This is a genomic window from Alienimonas sp. DA493, assembly GCF_043951915.1.
Classification (GTDB): domain Bacteria; phylum Planctomycetota; class Planctomycetia; order Planctomycetales; family Planctomycetaceae; genus Alienimonas.
In genome coordinates this window covers 1-25,493 of sequence record NZ_JBINJD010000006.1, presented here as the reverse complement: position 1 = coordinate 25,493, position 25,493 = coordinate 1, and the positions used below count along the sequence as shown (strand labels likewise).

At 70.1% G+C, this 25,493-nt stretch carries 26 protein-coding genes; 13 read left to right on the top strand and 13 right to left on the bottom strand.

Translation table 11 applies throughout. From position 1 onward, the window contains the following. Nucleotides 1-100 precede the first annotated feature (100 nt). Nucleotides 101-1,291 carry a bifunctional glutamate N-acetyltransferase/amino-acid acetyltransferase ArgJ gene (argJ, locus tag ACG2DA_RS01665; RefSeq protein WP_395253722.1) on the bottom strand — a complete coding sequence of 397 codons (1,191 nt, stop codon included), beginning with the start codon at nucleotides 1,289-1,291 and terminating at the stop codon, nucleotides 101-103. 98 nt (nucleotides 1,292-1,389) lie between these two features. Here argJ and ACG2DA_RS01660 point away from each other — a divergent pair, with 98 nt between their 5' ends. Both ACG2DA_RS01660 and ACG2DA_RS01655 read left to right on the top strand, forming a co-directional pair. Continuing rightward, entirely contained in the window at nucleotides 1,390-1,674 is a 285-nt protein-coding gene (locus tag ACG2DA_RS01660; protein ID WP_395253721.1) for a hypothetical protein, read from the top strand. A gap of 42 nt (nucleotides 1,675-1,716) precedes the next feature. After that, nucleotides 1,717-1,974, top strand: coding sequence for a type II toxin-antitoxin system RelE/ParE family toxin (locus ACG2DA_RS01655; RefSeq protein WP_395253720.1), 258 nt, complete (start codon nucleotides 1,717-1,719; stop codon nucleotides 1,972-1,974). Nucleotides 1,975-1,982: 8 nt separating this feature from the next. Here the strand turns inward: ACG2DA_RS01655 and argC are convergent, their stop codons facing one another. After that, nucleotides 1,983-3,017, bottom strand: coding sequence for an N-acetyl-gamma-glutamyl-phosphate reductase (argC, locus tag ACG2DA_RS01650; RefSeq protein ID WP_395253719.1), 1,035 nt, complete (start codon nucleotides 3,015-3,017; stop codon nucleotides 1,983-1,985). Nucleotides 3,018-3,146: 129 nt separating this feature from the next. Between argC and ACG2DA_RS01645 the strand changes: the two genes are divergently transcribed. The 9 genes from ACG2DA_RS01645 to ACG2DA_RS01605 all read left to right on the top strand — a co-directional run bounded on the left by ACG2DA_RS01645 (nucleotide 3,147) and on the right by ACG2DA_RS01605 (nucleotide 10,956). Further along, entirely contained in the window at nucleotides 3,147-4,367 is a 1,221-nt protein-coding gene (locus ACG2DA_RS01645) for a hypothetical protein (protein ID WP_395253718.1), read from the top strand. Nucleotides 4,368-4,381: 14 nt separating this feature from the next. Beyond that, entirely contained in the window at nucleotides 4,382-4,798 is a 417-nt protein-coding gene (locus ACG2DA_RS01640) for a four helix bundle protein (RefSeq protein WP_395253717.1), read from the top strand. A 71-nt stretch (nucleotides 4,799-4,869) separates the two neighbouring features. Next, the gene (locus ACG2DA_RS01635; RefSeq protein WP_395253716.1) at nucleotides 4,870-5,904 is read left to right on the top strand and encodes a sugar phosphate isomerase/epimerase family protein; all 1,035 of its coding nucleotides are present in this window, start codon (nucleotides 4,870-4,872) and stop codon (nucleotides 5,902-5,904) included. Between the two features lie 107 nt (nucleotides 5,905-6,011). Continuing rightward, complete coding sequence (locus ACG2DA_RS01630) at nucleotides 6,012-7,157, top strand: Gfo/Idh/MocA family protein (RefSeq protein ID WP_395253715.1); 1,146 nt, start codon at nucleotides 6,012-6,014, stop codon at nucleotides 7,155-7,157. Nucleotides 7,158-7,329: 172 nt separating this feature from the next. Beyond that, entirely contained in the window at nucleotides 7,330-7,812 is a 483-nt protein-coding gene (gene greA, locus ACG2DA_RS01625; protein WP_395253714.1) for a transcription elongation factor GreA, read from the top strand. Between the two features lie 7 nt (nucleotides 7,813-7,819). After that, entirely contained in the window at nucleotides 7,820-8,902 is a 1,083-nt protein-coding gene (locus ACG2DA_RS01620; protein ID WP_395253713.1) for a hypothetical protein, read from the top strand. A gap of 39 nt (nucleotides 8,903-8,941) precedes the next feature. Then, complete coding sequence (locus ACG2DA_RS01615) at nucleotides 8,942-10,279, top strand: PQQ-binding-like beta-propeller repeat protein (protein ID WP_395253712.1); 1,338 nt, start codon at nucleotides 8,942-8,944, stop codon at nucleotides 10,277-10,279. 61 nt (nucleotides 10,280-10,340) lie between these two features. Beyond that, nucleotides 10,341-10,544 carry a hypothetical protein gene (locus ACG2DA_RS01610; protein ID WP_395253711.1) on the top strand — a complete coding sequence of 68 codons (204 nt, stop codon included), beginning with the start codon at nucleotides 10,341-10,343 and terminating at the stop codon, nucleotides 10,542-10,544. Then, complete coding sequence (locus ACG2DA_RS01605) at nucleotides 10,489-10,956, top strand: type II toxin-antitoxin system death-on-curing family toxin (RefSeq protein WP_395253710.1); 468 nt, start codon at nucleotides 10,489-10,491, stop codon at nucleotides 10,954-10,956. The genes ACG2DA_RS01610 and ACG2DA_RS01605 overlap by 56 nt, the downstream gene beginning before the upstream one ends. A 76-nt stretch (nucleotides 10,957-11,032) precedes the next feature. On the opposite strand, the gene ACG2DA_RS01600 is transcribed toward ACG2DA_RS01605, so the two are convergent. Together ACG2DA_RS01600 and ACG2DA_RS01595 are read right to left on the bottom strand one after the other, a co-directional pair. Then, nucleotides 11,033-11,335, bottom strand: a complete 303-nt coding sequence (locus ACG2DA_RS01600; RefSeq protein ID WP_395253709.1) for a hypothetical protein — start codon at nucleotides 11,333-11,335, stop codon at nucleotides 11,033-11,035. A gap of 593 nt (nucleotides 11,336-11,928) precedes the next feature. Then, nucleotides 11,929-14,115 carry a sigma 54-interacting transcriptional regulator gene (locus ACG2DA_RS01595; RefSeq protein ID WP_395253708.1) on the bottom strand — a complete coding sequence of 729 codons (2,187 nt, stop codon included), beginning with the start codon at nucleotides 14,113-14,115 and terminating at the stop codon, nucleotides 11,929-11,931. 165 nt (nucleotides 14,116-14,280) lie between these two features. Between ACG2DA_RS01595 and ACG2DA_RS01590 the strand changes: the two genes are divergently transcribed. Together ACG2DA_RS01590 and ACG2DA_RS01585 are read left to right on the top strand one after the other, a co-directional pair. Next, a complete protein-coding gene (locus ACG2DA_RS01590; protein ID WP_395253707.1) occupies nucleotides 14,281-15,579 on the top strand; it encodes a PQQ-binding-like beta-propeller repeat protein in 1,299 nt (432 codons plus the stop codon). Nucleotides 15,580-15,662: 83 nt separating this feature from the next. Continuing rightward, nucleotides 15,663-16,091: a hypothetical protein gene (locus ACG2DA_RS01585; protein WP_395253706.1), complete on the top strand. Its 429-nt coding sequence runs from the start codon at nucleotides 15,663-15,665 to the stop codon at nucleotides 16,089-16,091. Between the two features lie 48 nt (nucleotides 16,092-16,139). Here ACG2DA_RS01585 and pheS read toward each other — a convergent pair whose 3' ends face one another. The 9 genes from pheS to ACG2DA_RS01540 form a co-directional block, all read right to left on the bottom strand. Beyond that, a complete protein-coding gene (gene pheS / locus ACG2DA_RS01580) occupies nucleotides 16,140-17,189 on the bottom strand; it encodes a phenylalanine--tRNA ligase subunit alpha (RefSeq protein WP_395253705.1) in 1,050 nt (349 codons plus the stop codon). 109 nt (nucleotides 17,190-17,298) lie between these two features. Continuing rightward, complete coding sequence (gene rplT / locus ACG2DA_RS01575; RefSeq protein WP_395253704.1) at nucleotides 17,299-17,664, bottom strand: 50S ribosomal protein L20; 366 nt, start codon at nucleotides 17,662-17,664, stop codon at nucleotides 17,299-17,301. 127 nt (nucleotides 17,665-17,791) lie between these two features. After that, a complete protein-coding gene (rpmI, locus tag ACG2DA_RS01570; RefSeq protein ID WP_395253703.1) occupies nucleotides 17,792-17,992 on the bottom strand; it encodes a 50S ribosomal protein L35 in 201 nt (66 codons plus the stop codon). A 138-nt stretch (nucleotides 17,993-18,130) separates the two neighbouring features. Next, a complete protein-coding gene (gene infC / locus ACG2DA_RS01565; protein WP_395253752.1) occupies nucleotides 18,131-18,673 on the bottom strand; it encodes a translation initiation factor IF-3 in 543 nt (180 codons plus the stop codon). A gap of 123 nt (nucleotides 18,674-18,796) precedes the next feature. Then, the gene (gene fliM, locus ACG2DA_RS01560; RefSeq protein WP_395253702.1) at nucleotides 18,797-19,876 is read right to left on the bottom strand and encodes a flagellar motor switch protein FliM; all 1,080 of its coding nucleotides are present in this window, start codon (nucleotides 19,874-19,876) and stop codon (nucleotides 18,797-18,799) included. A gap of 177 nt (nucleotides 19,877-20,053) precedes the next feature. Continuing rightward, entirely contained in the window at nucleotides 20,054-21,313 is a 1,260-nt protein-coding gene (locus ACG2DA_RS01555) for a glutamate-5-semialdehyde dehydrogenase (RefSeq protein WP_395253701.1), read from the bottom strand. A gap of 251 nt (nucleotides 21,314-21,564) precedes the next feature. After that, the gene (locus tag ACG2DA_RS01550) at nucleotides 21,565-22,263 is read right to left on the bottom strand and encodes a Crp/Fnr family transcriptional regulator (protein WP_395253700.1); all 699 of its coding nucleotides are present in this window, start codon (nucleotides 22,261-22,263) and stop codon (nucleotides 21,565-21,567) included. A 138-nt stretch (nucleotides 22,264-22,401) separates the two neighbouring features. Continuing rightward, nucleotides 22,402-23,631, bottom strand: coding sequence for a Glu/Leu/Phe/Val dehydrogenase (locus ACG2DA_RS01545; RefSeq protein WP_395253699.1), 1,230 nt, complete (start codon nucleotides 23,629-23,631; stop codon nucleotides 22,402-22,404). Between the two features lie 76 nt (nucleotides 23,632-23,707). Continuing rightward, a complete protein-coding gene (locus tag ACG2DA_RS01540; protein ID WP_395253698.1) occupies nucleotides 23,708-24,847 on the bottom strand; it encodes a hypothetical protein in 1,140 nt (379 codons plus the stop codon). Nucleotides 24,848-25,493: the final 646 nt, after the last annotated feature.

The following is a 25,493-nucleotide window of genomic DNA, read 5'->3' as shown; positions in this document are numbered from 1 at the left end:
CTACCGTGGAACGAAGCGAAGCGGGTGATTGTAACACAGTCCGCCGCGTCGTCTGCCGCAGCCCTGTGGGGCTTCCCCCGACTTTTCGCCGACGGGCGGGCTACGTCGTGTAGTCCGCGTTCAGCCGGACGTACTCGGCCGTCAGATCGCAGGTCCAGAACCGGCAGGTCCCCGGACCGCTGTTGAAGTGCAGCGTCAGCGTGCAGTCGCGGTTCGAACGGATCGACTCGCTGACGGTCGCCTCGTCGAAGTCCGTCGGCACCCCGCCCCGGCAGACGGCGTGGCCGTTGACGTCCAGGTCGAACCGCCCCGGGTCGAACGACGGCCCCGCGTAACCGGCCGCGGAGATGATGCGGCCCCAGTTCGGGTCCGCCCCGTGGATCGCCGTCTTCACCAGCGGACTGTCGGCGACGGCCCGGGCGATGGTCGTCGCCTCCTCGTCGGTCGGCAGGCCGGTCACGTCGACGGTGACGAAGTGCGTCGCCCCCTCGGCGTCGCGGACGATGTCCGTGGCGAGTTCTTCGCAGACCGCGTTCAACCCTGCGGCGAGGGCGGCCTCGTTGCACGGCCCGGCGGCCCCGTTGGCCAGCAGCAGGACGGTGTCGCTGGTGGACTGGTGCCCGTCCACGCTGATGCGGTTGAAGGAGCGGTCCACCGCCGCCCGCAGCAGGCGGTCGGCGTCCGCGGGGGCGAGGGCGGCGTCGGTCAGCACGACCGCCAACATCGTGGCCATATTCGGGGCGATCATCGCCGCCCCCTTCCCCGCGCCGCTGACCCGGGCCTCGCCGCCGGCGGCCGTCGGGAGGGTGCGGGTCGACATCTTCGGGAAGGTGTCGGTCGTCCGCATGCCCTCCGCGGCGTCCCGCAGGTTCTCCGGCGCGTCGCCCAGGGCCGCGGCGACCTGCGGCAGGCCGGAGCGGATCGCGTCCATGTTCAGGAACCGCCCGATCACCCCGGTGGAGCAGACCGTCACCGCCTCCTCCCCGCAGCCGAGGGCCGCGGCGACGGCGGCGGTCATCTCCCGGGCGTCCGCCAGGCCGCGCTCGCCGGTGGAGACGTTCGAGCACCCGCTGTTGATCACCACGGCCCGGGCGGCGTCGGTCGGCACCCGCTCCCGGCTGACCTGCACCGGGGCGCCGACGACGACGTTCTGCGTGAACACCCCCGCCGCGATCGCCGGCCGGTCCGAGGCGAACAGGGCGAGGTCACGCTTCGCCGGATCACTTTTGACGCCGCAGTGCAGCCCCGCGGCGGAGAATCCGGCGGGCAACGGAACGGACTCGGCGGGCATCGCGGCGGCGGATCTACGGTCGGTCGGGGGACGGCGGTACAGTAGCGAACGCGCCCCCGTCCGTCGTTCCCGCTCCCCCGTCCCGCGAGCCGCCCCCGATGACCACCCTCGCCGAGATCGAAGCCGCCGCCCGGCGGCTGTCGCCGGAAGATCAACTTCGACTCTGCGTTCGACTGGCTGAGTACGATATGGAGGACAGGCCTCACGACAGCGAGCACGACGACCTTCCCAAGCTGACGGCCGATCGGTGGGCCGCCTACCAGAGGGGGGAGCTGTCCGCTTCCCCTGCGGAAGACGTCATCGCACGCATGAGAGCCGCCGACGCGGCTCGTCGATCGACCGCGCCAGAAGCGGCGAAAGCGGAGGCTCTCGATGCCGCTTAGGGTTCTCGATCTCGCCGAGCAGGAGGTCGAGGAGTCGAAAGATTGGTACGGCACTCGGAACCCAGCCTTCCATCCCGCCTGACGGACGAGTTCGAAGACTGTCTGGATGCGATCGCGGCCGGGCCGTCGTCGCACGCCCATCACCCACGGATTCCGGCCCCGGCGGTTCGGGTCGTCAGCTTTCGATCGTTTCCCTACATCGTGCTGTACCGCCTTGATGCCACCGAAACGCTGGTGCTGGCGGTCGTGCATGTGCGCCGGGGCGACGACGCACTCTCCGAGGCGGCGACCCGCAGTTGACGGCGCCCTCACCCCCCGACCTCCGGGAACCCCGTGGCTTCCGAACGGCCAGTGATCAGGTTGAAATTCTGCACGGCCACGCCGGCGGCGCCCTTCACGAGGTTGTCCAGCGCCGCCAACACGACCACCCGGCCCTTCGCGGTGCGGACGGTCAGGTCGCAGAAGTTCGTCCCGGTCGTCGCCTTCGTGCCCGGCAGGTCCTCGACCACGCGGACGAAGGGGCTGTCCTCGTAGAACGCCCGCATCACGTCCAGCAGGCGTTCCGTGCCGGCGAGGTTCGCCGGGGTGGCGTAGATCGTGGCGAGGATGCCGCGGTCCATCGGGACCAGGTGCGGGGTGAACAGCACGTCCACGGACGCCCCGGCCACCCCGCCGAGCACCTGCTCGATCTCCGGCTGGTGCCGGTGAGTGCCGACGGCGTAGGCGGCGAGGCTTTCGTTCACCTCGCAGAACAACGTGCCCAGCTTCGGGTTCCGGCCGGCCCCGCTGGTCCCGCTCTTGGCGTCGATGACGATCCCCGTCGGCTCGATCCACCCGCCGGCCAGCAGCGGAGCGAGGGCGAGGATCGAGGTGCTCGTGTAGCACCCCGGGTTCGCCACCAGGGAAGCGCCGGGGATCACGTCGCGGAACAGCTCCGGCAGGCCGTAGACGGTCTCCGGCAGGCGGGCGGCGTCGGTGTGCTCCAGCTTGTACCACTCGGCGTAAATCGCCGGGTCGTTCAGGCGGTAGTCCGCGGACAGGTCGATCACCTTCGCCCCGGCCTCCAGGAGCTCCGGCACGACGGCCATGCTGGCGCCGTGGGGGGTGCAGAGGAACACGACCTCCGCCCGCTCCGCCAACTCCTGCGGGGAGAGGTTCTCGCACTGCAAGTCGAGCCGGCCGCGGAGCGACGGGTGCACGTCGGCGACGTGGGGGGCGTCGTCGCGGCGGGTGGTGAGGGCGACGATCTCCGCTCCGGGATGCCGGAGCAGGATGGTGAGCAGTTCCCGGGCGGCGTACCCGGTGGCGCCGTGGACGGCGACGGTCGTGCGGTCGTTGGACATGCCCGGGAGTGTAACGGCGAGGTCCCGCGGGGCCTCGCCCTGAGAGCGACCCGCGGTCGGTTTCGCATCGATCGGGGAACTGCCATCATCCGCGGCTGATCCGTCGCCTCGCCGATTCTTCTCACCCCCATGCCCGACGCCAGTTCCTTCGCCGCCGCCGCCCTCAAAGCCGGGGGCGGCATCCTCCGCCTGTCGCCCACCTGGGTGCCTCGGTCCTTCCTGCAACCGGGCCGGCGGCTCAAGCTGCGCCCGCAGGACTACTACGCGCTGGGCAAGGAACGCGGCGGCATCGACGAGCGCTGGTTCGCCAGCACCACCCCCGCCGCCAACGAGGGCGCCCCGCCGGACGAGGGCCTCTCCTACGTCGTGCACGACGGCGACCGGCTCACGCTCAAAGAGGTGATCGCCGAACTGAAGGCCGACGCGATCGGCGAGAGCATCTGGAACAAGTACGACCGCTGGCCGGTCTACAGCAAGTTCTTCGACAATATGGGGCCGATCCCCCACCACATGCACCAGAGCCAGGAGCAGGCCGAACTGGTCGGGCAGGAAGGCAAGCCGGAGAGCTACTACTTCCCCCCGCAGATGAACGCGATCGGGAACAATTTTCCCTACACCTTCATGGGCCTGGAGCCCGGCACGACCAAGCAGGACGTGATCGACTGCCTCGACCGCTGGAACGAGGGCGACAACGGGATCCTCGACCTGTCCAAGGCTTACCGCCTCAAGCCGGGCACCGGCTGGCTCATCCCGCCCTGCGTGCTGCACGCCCCGGGCTCGCTGGTGACCTTCGAGCCGCAGTGGGGCAGCGACGTGTTCGGCATGTATCAGAGCCTCGTCGAAGGCCGCAGCGTGCCCCGCAGCCTGCTGACCAAGGATTTCCCGAAGGAACATCACGACGACAACGCCTACCTGGTCGATGCCCTCGACTGGGACCGCAACGTCGACCCCAACTTCAAGGACAACAACTACCTGGAGCCGATCGTCGCCGACGAGGGCGAGGGCTACGTCGACAAGTGGGTCGTCTACGGCCGCATCGACGGGGCGCAGCTGTTCACGGCGAAGGAGCTGACGGTGCAGCCCGGCGCCAAGTGCACGATCACCGACGGCGGGGCCTACGGCTGGATCACCGTGCAGGGCTCCGGCAGCATCGGCGGGCTGGCGCTGCAAACCCCGGCGATGATCAAGTTCGGCGACATGACGATGGACGAAGTCTTCGTCACCGCCCCGACCGCGGCGGAGGGCGTGGAGGTCGTCAACAACGGCACCGAACCGCTGGTCGCCCTCCGCTACTTCGGCCCGGAGGCCCAGGTGAACGCCCCGGACGTGGGGGCGCATAAGGCGGCGTGAATGACGAATGAGGAATGTCGAATGACGAAGCCGTCCGCCGTGCCGACGCTCCTCCCGGTCGAACGTTCGATTTGGAGGAGCGGACGAGCGTTTTCGCGGAGAGCGTGATCGACTTCCTCAGAACCGTCCCGCTGACGCCGCTGACCAATCACGTCGTCGATCAACTCGTCCGCTGTGCGACCAGCGTCGGCGCGAACTACTGCGAAGCGGACGACGCCGGCAGCCGCAAGGAGTTCCGGTATCGCATCAGCCTGTGCCGACGAGAGTCGCGAGAGAGCAAGTTCTGGCTCAGGATGATCGCCCGGACGCTCCCCGACCGAAGGGCTCAAACACGCGACATCTGGAGAGAAGCGGACGAGTTGAATCGCATTTTCGCCGCCATCCACCGCAAGACCCAAGCGACGAACGCCGAACCGCTCCCGCCGCGGTAGTCCTTTCGTCATTCGACATTCTTCATTCGACATTCTTCATTCGACATTTACCTCACGGAGCCCGCTCGCCGATGACCGCCCCCCTCCCCAAGCTCCACAACGCCGCCTGGCCGGGTCTCGTCGGGAAGGAACCCGGGACCGACAACCCGCCGATCGACCTGGAAACGATGCTCGATCACACGGCGAAGGCCGAGGTGAACGGGCAGAAGTTCGACGGGATCGACCTGTTCCTGTTCGATCCGCACGTCTCCATCGACGCCGACCGCGGCGAATTGGAGAAGCTGGCCGAGTCGATCGGCTATCGGAACCTCGTGGTCGGCAGCGTCGTCGCCCCGGTGTGGGAGCCGACCGGCGGCGGCAGCGCCATGGACCCCGGCGAGGGCCGCAAGAAGTTCCTCACGCAGATCCGGAAGGCCTGTCGCATCGCCAAGGAACTGCGGGAGATCGGCATCCGGCGCTACGGCGTGGTGCGGATCGACTCCGCCACCCCGCCGGCCGACTGGGCCGAGCACCCGGACGCCGGCACCCGGGCGATCGCGGAAACCTTCCGCGAAGCCGCCAAGATCGCCGAGGACCACGGCGAACGCCTCGCCGCCGAGGGCGAGATCTGCTGGGCCGGCATGCACAGCTGGCGGGAGATGATCAAGCTCCTTGAGGAAGTCGATATGCCCAAGACCGTCGGCTTCCAGGCGGACATGGCTCACACCCTGCTCTATCTGATGGGCTGGAACGCCCCGGACGACGCCCTGCTGCCGCGGGACTTCGACTGGTCCGACACGGCCACCCTCGACGCCGCCTACGCGGAGATGACCGACGCCCTGCGGCCCTGGACGATCGACTTCCACGTCGCCCAGAACGACGCCACCGTCCACGGCACCGGCTCCCACGACAAAACCGGCCGCCACTGCCTGCCGAACGACCCCAACGGCAAGCTGGAGATCGCCAAGCGGGCCGGCGCCTGGCTGGACGGCGCCGCCGACCGCGGCATCAAGCACATCTGCTGGGACGGCTGCATGTTCCCCAACGACGTGATGGCCAAGGAGGAGACCTGGAACTCCATCCTGGAGGCCATGATCGCCGTCCGCGACGCCCACGGGTGGGAGTAAATCTCCAAATGAAGAATGTCGAATGACGAAACCCGTCGTTCGGCAGTCTTCGCCCCCCGTTTCGACATTCGTCATTCAACATTCGACATTCCCACGCACCGCTCCCGATGCCTGATAAACCCACGCTCAACATCGGCCTGATCGGCTACGGCTTTATGGGCCGGGCCCACTCCAACGCCTACGTGCAGGCCGGCAACTTCTTCGACCTGCCCCGCAAGCCCGTGTTGAAGGCGATCTGCGCCCGCAACAAGGACCGGGCCCAGGCCTTCGCCGATCAGTGGGGCTACGAATCCGTCGAAACCGACTGGCGCGAGCTGCTCAAGCGGGACGACATCGACGCGGTCGACATCGCGGTGCCGAACAACCTGCACCACGAGATCGCCATCGCCGCCGCGGAGGCCGGCAAGGCGATCCTCTGCGAGAAGCCGCTCGCCCTCAACGCGGCCCAGGGTCAGGAGATGGTCGCCGCCGTCGAGAAGGCCGGGGTGCCGAACACCGTTTGGTACAACTACCGCCGCATCCCCGCCGTCTCGCTCGCCAAGCAGTTGATCGACGCGGGCAAGCTCGGCCGGATCTTCCACTACCGGGCGAACTTCCTGCAGGACTGGACGATCAACGAGGAACTCCCACAGGGCGGCGAGGCCCTGTGGCGCCTCGACGCCGCCGCGGCCGGCAGCGGCGTGACCGGCGACCTGCTGGCCCACTGCATCGACACCGCCCTCTGGCTCAACGGCGGCGTCTCCGACGTCTCCGCGATGACGGAGACGTTCATCAAGGAACGCACCCACCAGGAGACCGGCGAGAAGCAGAAGGTCACCATCGACGACGCCTGCGCCTTCCTCTGCCACTTCGAGAACGGCTCGCTGGGCCTGTTCGAGAGCACCCGCTACGCCCGCGGCCACAAGGCGCTCTACACGCTGGAGATCAACGGCGAGAACATGTCCCTCCGCTGGGACCTGCACGATCTGCACCGGCTGGAGGTCTTCGACTACCGCGACGAGGGCGTGACCCGCGGCTGGAAGAGCGTACACGTGACGGACAACGGCGGCGAACACCCCTACATGGACCACTGGTGGGTCCCCGGCCTGTCCGTCGGCTACGAGACGAGCTTCGTGCACCAGTTCGTCGACTTCGCCAAGAGCCTCGACGGGGGCGAGTTCAGCGGCCCGACGTTCCGGGACGCCCTCGACACGCAGAAGGTCTGCGACGCGGTGCTCAAGAGCGCCGCGGATCGCAGTTGGGAGAAGGTCTGACGCATTCGGCCCGCCGCCGCCCGCACACCTGACGGGCGGCGGTCGCGCGCCTACACTGAGGTCTTCCCGCCGACCGCCGCAACGACCGGGGGACGCCCAACGTGGCGTCCCCCGGTCGTTTGCGCCGTTGTCGGCTCAGCGATTCACGTTCTCCACGCACCGGGCTCACCCAATGGAACGCCAGCCGATCACCCGCGAGGGGTACGACAAGCTCAAGGCGGAGATCCACGAGATCGAAACCGTCCTCCTCCCCCGCTGCCGCGAGGCCATCAAGACCGCCCGCGAGGAGGGCGACCTCTCCGAAAACGCGGAGTACCACGGCCAGCGGGAGACCCAGGGCATGCTCAACGCCAAGGCAGCCCAGCTGAAAACGAAGCTGGCGAACTGCCAGATCGTCGAGGTCGGCGACCTGCCCTCCGACAAGGTCGCCTTCGGCTGCGTCGTGACCGTCAAGGACGAAGACGGCGAGATCAGCCGTTACGAACTCGTCGGCCCCGGCGAGGACGACTACATGGCCGAGCCGATGAAGATCCTCACCGCCACCCCGGTCGGCGAGGCGCTGATGGGCAAGAAAGTCGGTCAGAAGGCCAAGGTGGAGAAGCCGACCGGCACCGTCACGCTGGAAGTGGTGAAGGTCGAGGCCCCCTCCTCCTGACGATCCGATGCCGGATCTCGCCTCCGCGGCCCTGCGACTGGACGACCCGGCGGAGGCCGCGCAGGCGGCCGACGCCGTTGCGGGCGCTCTGACTCTCGGCAAACCGCTTTACCGCAAGCGGGACGTGCAGTGGTTGGAGTGGTACGCCGCATTGCCGCCCGTCTGGCCGCGGTGGGCGGCCAATAACGAGCCCGGAGACCTCGCTTTCGCCGCCCTTTACTCCGAGGACGTCGGCGGCGATCTGTCCGGGTTCGCCCGTGCGGCGGTCGACCTGCTCGCGAGCGGGGAGCAGCCCCCGCCGCCGTTCCAGTTCCGTTTCGACGCAGCGACTTGCTATTCGGTCTACTCGACCGAGTCGGGCGAATGGCGGTTCGTCGTGGCGTCGCTCCGCAAATCGGGAGCGAAAAAGGCCTCTGACCGGGGGCTGCCCGATCCGATCCGTCGTCATTGGGCGGAGCACGCCCCTCCGGTCGTCGCCGTCACCCGCAGCACGCGGAACGAGCCGACCATGTTGGGCGTGCCGAAGCCGCTCGTCCGTCGGTCGGACTGCTCCGGCGATCCGGACGTCCTCGACGCCGCGTTGGCAGGCACGGATTGGGTCGACTTCTCGGTTCGCCTCCCCTGGACGGACCTGGCGCCGTTCGCCCTCCCCGTCCTGCGGGAGTTGCCGGACGATCCGACGCTGGAATCCGCTGACGTTCGCCCCGGCGACCTCGACCGGACCGGGTTGCTCTCCGTCGTGGCGGGCTTGGAGCCGCGACTCGGCCGCCCGCTGTGGACGCAGTTCGTCACCGCCTTCCCGCCGCTCGGTCCGACCCGGAAGCCGCGGTGGAGCCCGTTCGAACGGCCCGACGACGCGCCAGCGGACGAACCGGTCCGGTTCCCGCTCTACGAACGGCAGCGGGGCGACTTCCTGACCCGACTGGACGTCCTGCACCCGTCCGGCCGGCCGGGGGAGATCGTGCTCGACCTCCAGCAACTCGACCGCTCCCCCCGCCGCCGCGCCGCCGCCAAGCTGGCCGAGGTCGCGGAGAAGACCGGCCGGGACTTCGAACCGTGGAACGGCGCCCCGTGGGGCCGGTGGGAGTGACCGCGGGACGCGGGACTGCGACGCCGGTACGCTTTCGACATGAACCGCTCCCTCCCGTTCCTGTTCGCCCTCACCGCCGCGGCCGCGGCCCCCGCCGGCGATTGGCCGGAGTTCCGCGGTCCGGACGCCCAAGGCCACGCCCCCGCCGACGAGACTGGGCTGCCGGTCGAGTGGAGCGAGACGAAGAACGTCGCCTGGGCGGTCGACACCCCGCCGGGCTGGTCCTCGCCGGTGGTGGTCGGCGACCGCGTCTACCTCACCGCCGCCGCGGAGCCGGAGGACGGCGCGGCGACGCTGTCGGCCCTTTGCCTCTCCACGGAGGACGGGTCGGTCGTCTGGGAGACGGAGTTGTTCCGCAAATCGACCGAGGAGCGGATGCACAGCAAAAACAGCCGGGCCAGCCCCACGCCGATCTTCGCCCGCCTGGCCGACGGCTCCGCCGAGGACGGCGCCCTGTTCGTGCACTTCGGCCCGAACGCCACCGCCCGCCTCAAGGCCGACGACGGCGCCGTGGTGTGGAAGCGGGACGACATCGACTACCCGCCCGTCCACGGCGGCGGCCCCTCGCCGGCGCTGGTGCAAAACGTCGAGGGCGGGCCGATCCTGTTCCTCCCCTGCGACGGCGGCGAAGACCCGTTCGTCATCGCCCTGGACGCCCTCACCGGCGAAACGAAGTGGCGGAAGGACCGGCCGAACGTCGGCGCCACCAAGACCTTTTCCTTTGCCACTCCCCTCGTCGTCCAGGTTCCCTCGGACGGGGGCGACAGCGACGGCCCCGCGGACCAGCAGATCCTCAGCCCGGCGACGAACATGATCGTCGCCTACGACCCGGCCGACGGCGAGGAGCTGTGGGCCGTGCCCTACGAGGGCTTCAGCGTCACGCCCCGCCCGGTGGTCGGACACGGGAAGGTCTACCTCTCCACCGGCTTCATGCGGCCGACGGTTCTGGCGATCGACCTTGCCGAAGCCCTCGCCGCCGGCCCGCCGGACGACGACGGCCCCGTCGACGCCGCCGAGGACGCCGTCGCCTGGGACGTCTCCCGCGGCGGGCCCAATACGCCCAGCCCGCTGCTGATCGGCGACCTGCTGTACTTCGTCAGCGACAAGGGCGTCGCCTCCTGCGTGGACGCCCAGACCGGCGAGGTCGTCTGGACGGAGCGGCTGGGGGGGAACTTCTCCGCCTCGCCGATCTACGCCGACGGCCGCATCTACTGGCTGGACGAGGACGGCCGCTGCACGGTCTCCGCCCCCGGCGAGGAGTACCGCGAACTCGCCGTGAACGAACTCCCCGGCCGCACCCTCGCCTCCCCGGCCGTCAGCGGCGGGGCGATCTACCTGCGAACCGACGAGACGCTGTTCAAGCTGGCCAAGCCCTGACCGACCGACCGTCGGGACCGTTACACTGAACCGGCTCACCGCCCTGCCTGTCCGGTTCAATATGAACGCCGCCACCACGCTAACCGTCGAACTGGAGCCCGAGCGTCTGCGTCGGCTCTACGAAGAGGCCGAGCGTGCCGCGATCCCGCCGTCGGATGTGCTGAAACTCGCCTTGGACGAGTGGCTCGCCCGCCGCGCCCGGTTCTCCGATGCGATGCAACATTCGCTCGACAAGAACGACGAGGTCCTCCGGAGGCTCGCGTGAGCGATCCGGCGAGCTTTCTGACTATGGAAGAAGTTCTCGAACTTCAAGCGGCGACCATCCGACGCCACGGAGGCTCCACCGGTTTACGAGATCGGGGCTTGCTCGAATCTGCGGTCGCGCAGCCGACGACCTCCTTCGGCGGACGTCTCCTCTACACGACGCTTACACGACGCTCGTCGAACAGGCGGCGGCCGTGGGATTCTCGCTCGTGTCGAATCATCCGTTCGTTGACGGAAATAAACGCGTCGGACTCCTCGCGATGGACGTTTTCCTCCGGATCAACGATCACGCACTCTCCGCGGACGATGACGACGCCGAAGCGACAATCCTCGCTCTTGCCGCAGGCACGCTCACGCGGGAGGAACTGACGGCGTGGGTGCGGGATCACGTCGTCCCGCGGCCGCTGTCCTGACTGTCCCGCCCGCGCATGCAACGACCCGGACGCCGTCGGCGGCCGGGTCGTTCGCGGCTCGACTCAGGTCAGCCGATCAGTTGCCGACGCCGAAACCGGCGAGGATGCCGGCGAAGCGGTCCGGGGCGTGGTCGCAGCAGTCGTCGGTGTGCCAGAGGGGCAGGCCGGCGGCGTAGCGGGCGGCGAGGACCAGCACCTTGTCTTCGCTGCCGGGCTTGGCTTCGGTCGGGCGGGCGGGGTCGATGCCCATCGCCAGGAAATCCGCTTCGTCCGTAAAGCCGTCGCCGACCCCCTCCATCTCCTGAAAGCCCTCCATGGGCAGATCGTCAACGGCCAGACCGTCGTCGGCGAAGGTGGGAGCGGAAAACTGCAGCGACATGAGCGTAGTTTCTTTTCGTCAGGCCGGCGTCCGTCCGGGGCGAGGCGTCCGGGGTCGGAGTCGGCGGTCGTTACGGCGAACCGGGAGCGGCGTCCCGGTGTCGGAATAAGGAACGGTGGTGTGGAAAACAGGTGAGGCCCCGCCGCAAAAGCGAGCGAATCCGGCCGTCGCCCACTCTGCGGGCGAACGAACGGTCAGGCGGCGGGGTGGCGGAAGGAGTCCAGGCCGCCGCATCGTGCAGGCCGGGGAAGGGACTCCGTCGGCCGGGTCGCCGTCGCCCGCCCGCACCGTGCGGGTGAACCGGGGGCGACCCGATGAGCCGGAGGGCTGATTCTCCGCCCGCGGTGCGTTGTGTCAACAAAATCTTGGCAGAACCGGGCCATTCCGGCACTCTCAAGTCCCCGTTTTTCGCCGAACCGGCAACGCCCCTATCGACCCCCCGGGCGACAACCTGACGCAGGGCCCGCGGGCGCCCGACGTTGTCCTACGAACTTCTGTTCACATGCCCGAACGCCGGCCCCGCCTCCGCCCGACGCCGGGCTTCTCGGGGTGACGCCGGGCATCTCGGGGTGACGCCGGGCGTCTCGGGGACGTCACGCGTCCGCCCCGGGTCGCTCGACGCCGTACTTCTTCAATTTGCGATCCAACGTGCTGCGTTCAATCCCGAGGATTGACGCCGCGCGCGACTTGTTCCAGCCGGTGTGCTTCAGCGTCGCGAGAACGTGCTCCCGCTCCAACACCTCCAGGGAGACGGACCGGTATCCGGCCCGCCGGGCCGGGCCGGCGTCGTCGGGGGCGTCGCCGCGGCCCGGGGCGGCGGGCGGGTTGAACGCCGTCAGCCGCAGGTCTTCCGGTTCGATCTCGTCGCCGCGGCAGAGGGCGACGGCCCGCTCCACCGCATTCTTCAGCTCCCGCACGTTGCCGGGCCAGCGGTACTCGGTCAGCAACTCCGCCGCCTCGTCGCTGAAGCCCTCGATCGAGCGGCCGGCCCGGGCGGAGCTGACCTTCAGGAAGTGCTCCGCCAGCAGCGGGACATCCTCGGGCCGGTTCCGCAGCGGTTCGACCTGCAACGTGACGACGTGCAGGCGGAAATAAAGGTCCTCCCGGAAGGCTCCCTTCTCCACCGCGGCTTCGAGGTCGCGGTTGGTCGCCGCGACGACCCGCACGTCGCAGCGGATCGGTTCCCGTCCGCCGACCCGCTCGAAGGCGTGCCCCTCCAGCGCCCGCAGGAACTTCGCCTGGATGGCCGGGCTCATCTCCCCGACCTCGTCCAGGAACAGCGTGCCGCCGTCGGCGGCCTCGAACTTGCCCACCGTCTTGGCCGTGGCCCCGGTGAAGGCGCCTTTTTCGTGCCCGAACAGTTCGCTTTCCAACAGCGATTCGCTCAGGGCGGCGCAATTCATCGTGACCAGCGGACCGGACGAACGACGGCTGTGGCGGTGCAGCGCCCGGGCGACCAGCTCCTTGCCGACGCCGCTCTCCCCGCGGATCAGCACCGTGGCGTCGGTCGGGGCGATGCGGCGGACGTCCTCCCGCAGCGCCTCGGTGGGGCCGCTGGCGCCGATCATCTCCCCGCCGCCGGGCCCGTCCCCGTCCAGCAGGGAGCGCCGCAGCGTGGCGTTGACCCGCTCCGCCTTCGACAGCCCCGCGGCCAGCGATTCGGTTCGCTTCGTCAGCTCCTCCCGGTCGTGGGCGAGGTCGTCCCGGTCCCGCAGGTTCGCCAGGGCCAGGGCGAGTTGATCCGCGACGGCGAGGGTGAAGTCGAGGTCCCCCGAGTCCAGCGGGTTGTCCGGGTCCGACGAATACAGGTGCACCAGCCCCGCGATGCGATCGTCGGCCTTGTCTGTGCCGTCAGCCCCGTCCGTTCCGTCCGGCACGGGGCGGAGCGGGGCGCAAATCAGGCTTTCGGCCCGCAGTTGGCCCAGGCTGTCGCGGCCGGCGAGGCGGTCGTCGTCGTCCAGGTCCTCGGCCAGCACGGCCTCCCCGCCGGCCAGCACGGCCCGGGAGAGGCTCTCGCTGACCAGACGGTACGGCCCGTCGGTGCGGGCCCGGTGGGCGACGAGGCTGAGCCGGCGGGCCGTGCGGACGGCCCGCCGGTGGGCGTCGGGGTCCTCGGCCCCGGCGGCGTCGGATTCGTCCCCGACGAGCAACAGCACGGCCCCGATGTCGGCGGAGGTGCGGTCCAGCAGCACGTCCAGCGCCGCCTCCCCGGCCGCGGCGGCGTCGTGGGCCGAGCCGAGGGCCAGCGCCAGCCGGTACAGCGTTGCGGCCCGCCGATCGCCGGCGGCCGGCCCCTCCGGCGACCGCCCCGACAGCCGGGTGTCCCGCCGCCGGGCGAGGATCTTCGGCGCCTCCGCCGTCCCGCCGGCCGCCGCCGGCAGCGTCCCGCCGCGGGTCTCGCCCTCCAGACCGTCGTCTTCCTCCGGCAGCGGGGCGGCGGGATCGTGTGTGAAGATCAGGCAGCTTTCGCCGACCGTCAGTTCGTCCCCCTCCTCCAACGCCCGGGGGACGTCCGGGGGCACGGTCTCGCCGTTGACCGCCGTGCCGTTGCGGCTGTCGAGGTCGCGGACGTGCCACCGGCCGGCGCCCTCGCCCGAGGTCGGCACGAACACCTCCGCGTGGCGGCGGCTGGCGCGTTCGTCGGCGAGGGTCACGCGGCAGTCCATCGACCGCCCGACCGTCGTGGTCGCCGCCGGGTCCAGCCGGTACAGGTCCCGCCAGCCGGCCCCGCCGCGGGTGGCGAGGTAGGCGGTCGGCGGACGGGACGGGGCGGCGCTCATCGGGGGCAGTCTATCGCCCGGCCGCCGACGGTTCGCCCGCCGCGGACGGCCCGCCCGCCGCAGACCTCCCCCGAAACGCATCCGCCGGAGCAGTTGCGAACGGGGCGGGCCGTGAAGAAGGTGCACCGTCTCGTTCCGCTCGTCTTCTCCCCGGACCGCCCGCCCGTGCTCGCCGCCCCCCTGCTGTTCGCGGCCCTCGCCTGCGCCGCGCCCGCCGATCCGTCGCCCGCGGACGCCCGGCCGGCCGACGCCGATCAGTGGCCGCGGTTCCGCGGCCCGGACGGCGCCGGCGTCGCCGCCGGGACCTTCCCGGATACGTTCACCACCGACGACCTCGCCTGGAACGCCCCGCTGCTGGGGACCGGCGTGTCCAGCCCGACGGTGTGGGGCGACGCGGCGTTCGTCACCTCCGCGGACGGCCCCCGGCGGTGGCTGATCCGCCTGAAGGTCGACACCGGGGCGATCGTCTGGACGCGGGAGGTGACCCTGAACCCGGACGGCCCGCCGGCCGAGCCCAGCCTGCACGCCAAGAACGACCCCGCCTCCTCGACCCCCGCCGCCGACGCCGAACGGGTGTTCGCGCTATTCTCCGACGGGGAGCGGATCGTCCTCAGCGCCTTCACCCACGCCGGCGAGCCGGTGTGGCGGCGGGACCTCGGCCCCTTCAGCGGACAGCACGGCCACGGCACCAGCCCGGTGCGGGTGGACGTGCCGGCGGAGGACGCCCCGGGGGCGAACGCCGTGCGGGAGTTGCTCGTGCTCTCCAACGATCAGGACGACGACGGCGGCGTGCTGGCGCTGGACGCCGCCACCGGCGAGACCGTCTGGACCGCCGCCCGGGACAGCCGGGAGGTCGCCTACGCCACGCCGGTCGTGCTGCGGCGGCCGGGGAAGCCGCTGGCCCTGCTGACCGCCAGCGGGGCGGCGGGCATCGTGGCCCTCGACGCCGCCACGGGGGCGGAGCTGTGGCGGACCGGCGAGTTCCCCGCCCGGGTCGTCGCCTCCCCGGTGATCGCCGGCGGCAAGGCGTGGGCCCAGTGCGGCGCCGGCGGGGCCGGCAAGCTGCTGATCGGCGCCGACCTCGACACCGGCGAGGTCGAAGTCGAACGCACCCGCTCCCTGCCCTACGTGCCCACGCCGGTCGCCGCGAACGGCCTGCTGTTCCTCTGGGGCGACCGCGGCGTCGTCACCGCGCTGGACGCCGAGACCGGCGAGGCCGTCTGGGCGGAGCGGGTCGGCGGGAACTACAGCGGCTCCCCGGTCGTCATCGGCGAGAAGCTGATCTGCGTGACCGAGGACGGCGTCGTCACCGTGCTGGCCGCCGACGACGAATATCGCCTGCTCGGGAAGACGGAACTGGGCGCGGCCAGCAGCGCCACGCCGGCGGTGTCCCGCGACCGGGTCTTTTTCCGCTTGGAGGATCGGCTCGTTTGTCTCCCGCTGGGACCGGCGCCGGGCGACTGATCCAGGCCGCGGCTCGCTGACCCCAACCGTCGGTCGCGGTACGCTGGCCGCCTTCACCGCACCTTCGTGACGAGTCGAAACTGATGCCGGCGTGGAATGGGGGCCCCTGCCCCGGGTGCGGCGAGGACGTGCCGCCAAAGGTGCTGCGGTGCCCGACCTGCCGCACGCTGCTGGACCCGGAGCTGTCCCACCACGAGTTCGCCCCGCCGGAGTTCGCCCCCCTGGCCGAGGCGGACGGCCCGGCGCTCGTGCGTCCCAAGGCCGAACGGACCCGCTGCCCGGGCTGCGGCGAGGAGTTGCGGATCGCTGCGAAATACGCCGGCGTGCCCGTCGCCTGCAAGAAGTGCGGCGAGCCGATGACCGCCGGCGACGCCGAACGCCGGGTCGCCTTCCTGGCGGACTGCCCGCACTGTCAGAAGGAGATCCGCGTCGGCGTGAAGTACGTCGGCCAGCTCGTCAGCTGCAAATTCTGCGACGGGCAACTGACCGTCGCGGAGCGAGACGAAAACTAGCCGCTCTTTTAAGAGAGCGGCGAACGCCCGTGCGGCGAACGAAGGGACTCAGCCGAACTGTCGTAGGAACCGCACGTCGTTTTCGGTCAGCAGGCGGATGTCGCTGATGCCGTGGCGCATCATGCAGAAGCGTTCCATGCCGAAGCCGAACGCGAAGCCGCTGACCCGCTCCGGGTCGTAGCCGACCGCTTTCAGCACGTTCGGATCGATCATCCCGGCGCCGCCCAGTTCCAGCCAGCGGCCCTCCTCGCCGCCGTCGCCGGTGCCGGCGCCGTGCCAGAGGGCGTCGGCCTCCACGCTGGGTTCGGTGAACGGGAAGAAGCTCGGCCGGAACCGCACCTTCGTGCCCTCCCCGAGGTAAGCCCGGCAGAACAGCGTCAGCACCGTCTTGAGGTGGGCCATCGTCACGCCCTCGCCGACCATCAGCCCTTCCATCTGGTGGAACTGGCAGTGGTGCGTGGCGTCGATGGTGTCCGGCCGATAGACGCGGCCGATGGAGATCACCCGCACCGGCGGCGGGTTCTGCTCCATCACGCGGATCTGCACCGTGCTGGTCTGCGACCGCAACAGTAGCGGCCCCCCACCCTTCCCGACCGACGCCGCGGACAGGTAAAAGTTCTCGAGCGGGTCCCGGGCGGGGTGGTCGTCCGGAATGTTGAGGGCGTTGAAGTTGTGCCGCTCGTCCTCGACCTCCGGCCCCTCGACCGCAGCGAAGCCGAGCCGGCCGAGGATCGTCTTGAACTCGGCGATCGTGCGGGTCAGCGGGTGCACCGCCCCGACGGCGTGCGGCGCCCGGCCCGGCAGCGTGACGTCGAGGGCGTCCGCGGCGGCGGCGCCCTCGGCGGATTCCAACTCCGCCTGCCGGGCGTCCAGCGCAGCCTGCACCCGAGTCTTCACCTCATTGAACGCCTTGCCGACCGCCGGCTTGTCCTCCTTCGGCACGGAACCGAGAGACTTCTGGAGGTCGCGCAGCCGGCCCTGCTTTTTGCCGAGGAACTCGATCCGGGCGGCTTCGAGATCCTCCGGCGTCGCCGCGGCGGCGAGGGCGGCGGTGGCTTCGCGCTCGTACTCGGCGAACGCGGCGGTGGGGTCGGACATGGGGGAAGCTCCAACTTCCAAGAGATCAAGAACCAAAACGGACGGACGACGGCATCAAGCCCCGCGACCCGGTTTGGTTCTTGAGTTCTTGGTCCTTGATGCTTCGCGGCTACGCCGCGGTCGCCGGAATCGCGGCCTTGGCCTGCTCGAAGACTTCGTCGAACACGGCCGGCTCGTGGATCGCCAGCTCGGAGAGCGTCTTGCGGTCCAACTCGATGTTGGCGTTCCGCAGGCCGTGGATGAACTCGCTGTACCGCAGGCCGCGGGCGCGGCAGGCGGCAGAGAGACGGGTGATCCAGAGGCGGCGGAAGACCCGCTTTTTCGTCTTCCGGTCCCGGTAGGCGTAGGCCCGGGCGCGGATGATCGATTCCTTCATCGTCCGCAGCAGCTTGCTGCGACCGCCGCGGAAGCCGCGGGCCTCACGGAAGAGGCGGTTCTTCTTCTTGTTCCGGGCGGACCCGATACGGACGCGCATTGAACTGACGGGGTTGTGCGGAACCCGGGGCGGCACGCAGCCGACTTACGCCCGAAGCCCCAGCGGGGGAGAGAAAAACGGCGGGGATCAGCCGCCCTCGTCGAGAGAGCGGCGAACGACGATCGAACTATTTGCCGGGGGCGATCGCTTCCGCGATCTTCTTCGCCATCGTCCCGGTGACGAGACCCTCGGTCCGCAGGTGCCGCTTGCGCGACGCCGACTTGCTGGACAACTTGTGTCCGCGGTTGGCGCTGCGGTGGGTGGCTTTGCCGGACGCGGTGATCTTGAACCGCTTTTTCATGCCCTTGTGGGTCTTCTGCTTGGGCATAACGGTGCGGCGGGCTGGCGGGGCTCTGGCGGAAACGGAGGGTCGGGAACGGTAGCGACGCGGCGGCGGGCAGTCCAGTCCGCGCAAAATGAAATGCGGAGGCCCGGCCGGGCCTCCGCATCACGGGATCGACGGCGGCTACTTCGGCGCCAGGACGGTGCTCATGATCCGGCCGCCCTCCATGCCGGGCGGCTTCTCGACCTTGGCGATATCGTCCATATCCTCGATCACTTTGAACAGGATCTCGCGGCCCCGTTCGTGGTGAGCGTTCTCGCGGCCGCGGAACAGGATGTTGACCTTCACCTTGTCGCGGTGGCCCAGGAACTCCCGGGCCTTTTTCATCTTGAACTCGATGTCGTGGTCGCCGGTCTTGGGCCGCAGGCGGACCTCTTTGATCTGGCCGTGATGGCCGCCCTTGCCCTTCTGGGACCGCTTCTTCTGCTGATACTTAAACTTGCCGTAGTCCATAATCCGGCAGACCGGCGGCCGCTCGTTGGGGGCGACCTCCACCAGGTCCATTCCGGCGGAGCGGGCGGTTTCCATCGCCTGCTCGGTCGGGATCACCCCGAGCATCTCGCCGTTTTGGTCAACCACGCGGACGGGGGAGAGGCGGATCTGTTCGTTGATCCGCTGGGCGTCTTTGTCGGTTGCGGTGCGGTCTTCGCGGGGGGGACGACGAATGGGAGGGGCCTTGCGGTCGGACTGAGGGGCGAGATACGGGCGACGGGGGGACGCGAACCGATTGTAGCGGCTTCGGGCGTCCCGGACATCTGTGCGAACATCTAGCCGCCCGACGGCGGCCCGTCAAGAACCAACGCCCGCCGATGCGTTCGACGGCGTCTCGGCGGCGGTTTTCACCTCGTCGGGGGGCGCCGAACGGGGGTCGACCGGCTTGAGCACCGGCCCCGTCACCCGGACCGCCTTGTGCCCCCGCAACGCCCCGGGTCGGCAGCGGAACGCCGGCTTGCCGCCCACCCGCAACTCCAGGCCCTCGCGGCTGTCGCACTCCGTGAGGATCACGTCGCCGGGGGCCAGGTCGGCGAGGTCGCGGGCCGTCAGCGTGGTCGTCGCCAGGGTGACGTCCAGCGGGACGCGGGCGCGGCTCACGCCGCGGTCCAGCACGACGCGCTCGCGGGGGTCGGAGCTGCGTTTGCCGTAGCTGCTCCAGGCGTCGCCGCTGAACCGGGCCGCGATCGGTTCGAGGGTGTTGAACGGGATGCAGAGGTTCATCATCCCCCGCGCCTCGCCCAGCGTCAGTTCGAACGCCACCAGCACGACGACCTCGTTCGGGGGAACCACCTGCACGAGTTGCGGATTGCTCTCGGTTTGCACCAGCGAGAGCTGCAACGTCGCCAGCGACTCCCACGTGCGGTCCAACGCCTCGACGGCGAGCGACGTCATTCGGCCGACCAGCCGGCTTTCGATGTCCGTCAGCGGGCGGTCCGGCGGCGGGTCGCCCGCGGCGGCCCCGCGGCCGCCGCCCAGCAGGCGGTCGACCAGCGGGTAGACCACCGCCGGACTCAGTTCCAGCACCATGTGCCCGTCCAGACCAGCCGCCCGCAGCAGGTTGAAGCAGGTCGGGTTCTCCAGACTGAACAGGAACTCGCCGTAGGTCAGCTGGTCGACCGCGACGAGCTTCACCTCGACGATCGTCCGCATCAGGTTCGACAACCCGGCGCCGAACTCCCGACTAAATCCTTCGTGCAGGCCGCGGAGGGCTCGGATCTGCTCCTTGGAGACTCGCTCCGGCCGTTTGAAGTCGTAGAGGGCCACGCCGTCCGCGGAGGCGTCGCCGCGGCTGACGGGCGCGGTCGCCGCCGGCCCGTCCGGCTCCAGGGCCGCGAGCAGCGATTCGACTTCGGACTCGGTGAGGACGTCAGGCATCGGGCGGGCACGCGGGGTGTCCGGCGGTTGTACGTCACCCGGGCGGAATGGCGAATGCCGAATGACGAAGCGAAGTGGGGCGGACCCGCCCCACTTCGTGATTCGACGTTCCTCTTTCGTCATGAGGAGTCGACGCTCCCGCGCCGCTCCTCCGGGACGGATCACCTACTCCCGCACCTACTCCCGCACCTGCCCCTCGCCGCGGACGAGGTACTTGTAGCTGGTCAGTTCCTTGAGGCCGCAGGGGCCGCGGGCGTGCAGCTTGTCGGTGGAGATGCCGATCTCCGCCCCGAGGCCGAACTCGCTGCCGTCGTGGAACCGGCTGGAGCAATTTACCACCACCGCGGCGGCGTCCACGGCGGCCTCCCACCGCCGGGCGGCGGCGAGGTCCTTCGTGACGATCACCTCCGTGTGCCCGCTGCCGTGGGCGGAGACGTGATCGACCGCCGCATGCAGATCCTTCACCACCTTCACGCTGAGGATCAGGGCGAGGTACTCCGTGTCCCAGTCCTCGGCGGTCGCCGGCTTGGCGTCCGGCAGGATCGCCCGGGTGCGTTCGCACCCGCGGAGTTCGACCCCCTTCTCCGTCAGCGCGGCGCCGACCTTGGGCAGAAACTCCTCGGCGACGTCCTCGTGGACCAGCAGCGTTTCCAGGGCGTTGCAGACGCCGGGCCGCTGGGTCTTGCCGTTGACGGTCAGATCCACGGCCATATCGAGGTCCGCGGCGGCGTCGGCGTAGAGGTGGCAGACGCCGTCGAAGTGCTTGATGACGGGCATCGCCGCCTCGCGGGTGACGCGTTCGATCAGCCCTTTGCCGCCGCGGGGGATGGCGACGTCAATCTCGCCGCGGCGCTTGAGGAACTCGCCGACGGCGGCCCGGTCGGTGGTTGGCACCAACTGCACGGCGGCCCGCGGCAGGCCGTGTTCCTCCAATTGATCCGCCAGAATTTTGTGCAGCGCCGTGTTGCTGTGGAACGCCTCTTTGCCGCCCCGCAGAATCACCGCGTTGCCGCTTTTCACGCACAACGCGGCGGCGTCGGCGGTGACGTTCGGGCGGCTTTCGTAAATGAAGAACACCACCCCCAGCGGGACCCGCACGCGGGTCAGCTCAATGCCGTTGGGGCGGCGGGAGCCGTCGATGATCTCGCCGACGGGGTCCGGCAGGTTGGCGACCTCTTCCAGGCCGACCGCGACGGACTCCAGCCGGGCCGGGGTGAGCCGCAGGCGGTCGACCTGGGCCTCGGTCAGCCCGAAGTCCGGGGCGGCGGCGAGGTCGCGCTCGTTTTCGGCGGCGAGTTGTTCGGCGTTCGCCCGCACCGCGGCGGCGCAGCCGCGGAGCCACTCGTTCTTGACGGCGGCGGAGGCGAGGGCGAGTTCGCGGCTGGCCTGCTTGGCGTCGCGGGACAGCTCGGAGGCGAGTTCGGCGTGGTCGGACATGACGTATTTCTCGATCGGGTCGCCCCCATCTTCGCGTCCGGGGCCTCGTCTGTCAGCCCCACCTCGCCGCACGCCCCGCCAAGCTGGAGCCACGGCTCCGGCGTCGAGGCCGTCGCAAGACGACCTCAAAGTCAGCGAAGGATGCGGGCGTCGCACGCCTTCGGCGACCGTATCCGCCGTCCGGAGGGCTCTCGCTGACGCTGCGGGTTGTGGTGTTTGACGTCCCGACCCGGCAGCTTCGCTTGGCCGCCTCAGCCGTTGAACAACTTGCGGCGGAATTCGTTCCACTCGTCGTTCCGCTTCGCCCGGGCGGCGGGATCGGGGGTTTCGTCCAGCACGCGGGTGATCCACTCGTCCATGCGGCGGAGGCGGTCGCTCATCACCGCGGCGGTGTGCCGGGCGATGTGGAAGGCCGGCCGCAGGCCGATCTGCTCCAGCACGGCCCAATTCTCCGCGGTCATGCGGAGCACGGTGCAGTCGCTGGTCGCCCGCACGTTGGCGGAGTGCGGGCCGGGGCTGAAGAAGCTCATTTCGCCGAACAACGCCCCGGCCTCCAGGGTCGCCAGCACGCGGTCGCCGCCCTCCGGCAGCGTTTTCACCACCTCGCAGGCGCCGGAGAGAATGAACCACAGGCAGCGGGTCTCGCGGCCCTCCTCAAGAATCGTCTCGCCGGCTTGGAAACGGTGCCGGCTGGCGAGATCCAGAAACTCCCGCCGCTGGGAATTCGTTAACTTGGCGAACGCCGGACAGACCTCCAGATCGGCCGGGGCGACGGCGGGGGCGTCCTGGTCGGATTGATCCATGGCGACAAGTTCCGCCACGGAGAGGCCCGCCCGGTTCGACGCCGCGGCGCCCGGCCCGGCCGTTTTGTCTTTGTCGTCCCGCTCCATTTCAGTGGGCGACTTGGCGGAGGGCGTTTTGCGGGCGGCCGAAGCGAGGGTGGCGGGCATTACGACGGGAGGGGAGCGGGACGGGGCGAGCGACTCAACGATAGTTCGCGTTAGGGCCGTCGTCACCGTGAATCCCCGCACGCTCCCCTCCGCGGGACTGAAGCGTCTCCCCCCGCTCCGCGGGCGGGCGCCGCCCGTTCAGATGCCGGCCAGCACCGTCGCCCGGCCGACCCGGCCGATGCCGACGAGGTAGGCGGCGGTCCGCAGCGGGACCTTCTTCGTCGTCGCCCGTTCCCAGACGGCGTCGAAGCTGGCGTTCATGATCTTGTCGAGTTCGTTCCGCACCCGGGACTTGTCCCATTTGAAGTGCTGGCGGTTCTGAACCCATTCAAAATAGCTGACGGTCACCCCGCCGGCGTTGGCGAGGATGTCCGGGACGACCTGCACGCCGTTGCGGTGGAAGATCTCGTCCGCCTCCGGCCGGGTGGGGTTGTTGGCGGCCTCGACGACGTATTTGGCCCGCACGTGGCCGGCGTTTTCGGCGGTGAGCACCCCGCCGATCGCCGCGGGGATCAGCAGGTCCACGTCGCTGGTGAGCAACGCCCCGCCGTCGAGGGCGTCCCCGCCGACGAAGCCCTTCACCCCGCCGGTCTCGCGGCTGTGCGTCAGCAGCGCCGGGATATCGAGCCCCTCGTCGTTCCAGACCGCCCCGTAGGCGTCGGAGACGCCGCGGATCTTCACGCCGGCCTCGTGCAGGAACTCCGCGGTGTAGGTGCCGACGTTGCCGAACCCCTGCACGGCGGCGGTCGTTTGCTCCGGGGGGCGGTTCTCCTTCTTCAATAACGCCAGCGACACGGTCGCCACGCCGCGACCGGTCGCCTCCTCCCGGCCGTCGGCCCCGTGCAGCTCGACCGGTTTGCCGGTCACGCAGGCGGGGTTGAAGCCGTGGTATTTCTGATACTGGCTCATAATCCAGGCCATTACCTGGGCGTTGGTGCCCATGTCCGGCGCAGGGATGTCCTTGTCGGGGCCGATCACGTCGTGGATCGCGTCCACGAAGCCGCGGGTGACGCGTTCCAGCTCCGAGGGGGAGAGCGTTTTCACGTCGACCGCGATGCCGCCCTTCGCCCCGCCGTAGGGGATGTTGACCACGGCGGTCTTCCACGTCATCAACGTGGCGAGGGCGAGCACCTCGTCGGCGTCCACGGCCGGGTCGAACCGCAGCCCGCCCTTCATCGGCCCGCGGGCCCGGTCGTGCTGCACGCGGTAGCCGATGTAGGTGGCGATCTGCCCGTCGTCCTTTTGAACGGCGACCTGGCACTTCACCTCCCGCTGCGGGGTGAGCAGCAGGGTCCGCATATTCTGCGACAACCCCATCAAATCCGCGGCTTCGTTGAAGTAGCGGACGGTCGCGGCGTAAGCGGTCACGGCGGAAGCCTGTGGGGGAGCGAGCGTGCGACGCCGGCGAGCCGGCGGACGCACAGGGTACGGGGCGCAGGTCGTTTTATCCCGCCGACCCGCCGGGCGGCGGCGCGGACAGCAGAAACGCGGCCAGCGTCTCGGCCAGCCGAGCGTGACCGGCTCGGGTCAGGTCGCCGCGACGGTTGAGGAGGGGCCCGGCTTCGGTTCCGGCGAGCGCCCCGTCCGCGGGCTCCGCCCCCGCCAGAACCGGCGTGGCGTCGAAGACCCGCAGGTCGGCGGATTCGCAGGCGTCGAGGATCAGCTGCACGGCCGCGGCGGCCCCCGTCGCGGCCGGCCCCGACCGATCCGGCAGCACGACCACCGCCGCCCGCACGCCCAGGCCGTCGGCGATGCGGGTCAACTCCGCCAACGGGGCGAGAGCCTGCTCGGCGGCCAGCGCCGCCTGCGGGCCGCCGCCGACCGGATCGAACGCCGGCGCCACCAGCTCGCCCGTCAGCGGACAGCGGTCCGGACCGACCAACGCCCGCCCGGCCAGCCGCACGGCCAGCAGGTCGCGCCACCACGCCGGCTCCGGCGCCGCGGCCGTCGACTCGCCCCCGGTCACGGCCGGGTGCGGACAGGCGACCGGCCGGCCGTCGCCGTCCGTCAACAAGTCGCGGCGGTAGCGGGCGTCCTCCCCCAGGTCCGAGGGTCGCACGCACAGCAGGATGAGGTCCGGCTGCAACGCCCCCAACCGCCGGAGTCGCAACACGCTCAGCAGCGGGCAGTCCCCGGGGATGGCGGCGTTGACGATCTCCGCCGACGTTCCCGGTTCGGCCCGGGCGGCCGCGGCGGAAAGCGCCGGGCCGAGCAGGCCGGCGAAGGTCTCCGCGTCCGGCAGGCCGGCGGCGAAGACGGCTTCGTCGCCCAGCAACAACACCCGTCGCAGGCCGACCGGCTTGGGCACCGCCGCCTCCCCGCCCCGCAGGCCGAGGCTGTTCAGCGTCACCTCGTGCGGGCCGCCGGTGTCCGGATCGCGGGCCAGCACCTGCCCGAACGCCGGCAGGGCGTGTCGCGCCAGGGCGCTGGGCACCGTATAGGCGGTGGGACACGGCGGGCGGGAGAGGGCGCCGCCGGAATAACTGTCCGCCGCCCGCACGCCGAGCTCCACCCCCGCCGCCGCGAGCGGCAACAGCCCGACGGCCAGCAGCAGGGGCCGCAGGCGGGGCGGGCGGGTCGGCATCGCGGCGTCGTTCGCGGGCCGGGGACGAGGGGGACGGGTGAGGGAACGAAACGGCCGCCGTCGCTCTGCGAGGGCGGACCGCCGGTGATAGAGCACGGCCGCCAATCGACTCAACCCCGCCCCGCCGACCGCCCCGCCCCGCGGCCGGGGATTGGAGATCGGAGATCGGGGCCGAGACCGGCGTTAAGTCCGGGGTCGACGGTCCTCCGGCGCCGGACGGCCGATCATCAAAGCGGTAACGATCGCGCCGACCGATCGGCCGCATTGAAACGTTCTCTAAAAGTTTGAGTCCGCCGCGCACCGCGACATTGACGAGGCGTTTAGCGACGGATATCTATTTTGCGAATGTAACGTCGGGTCTTAGAGACGATCCGCCGCCCGGAGTCGGGCGTGGGCCTCCGTTCAAGAACCTCTGTTCCGTCGGAACGTCGTCCGCGTCGCCTTCTCTCCTTCCATCCCTGTCTCATCATCGGGCCGCCCGGCCCCTACCAATCGCACATGGCCAGCCTGTCCTCGCTCTCCACTGAAGAACTTGAACGCGAACTCGAACAGCGCAAGGGGGCGCTGTCCGGTCTCTTAGAAAAGCGCGAGGAGCTCGAAGCCGAACTCAAAGAGATCAACGAGCAAATTGCCGCCGGCGGCGCCG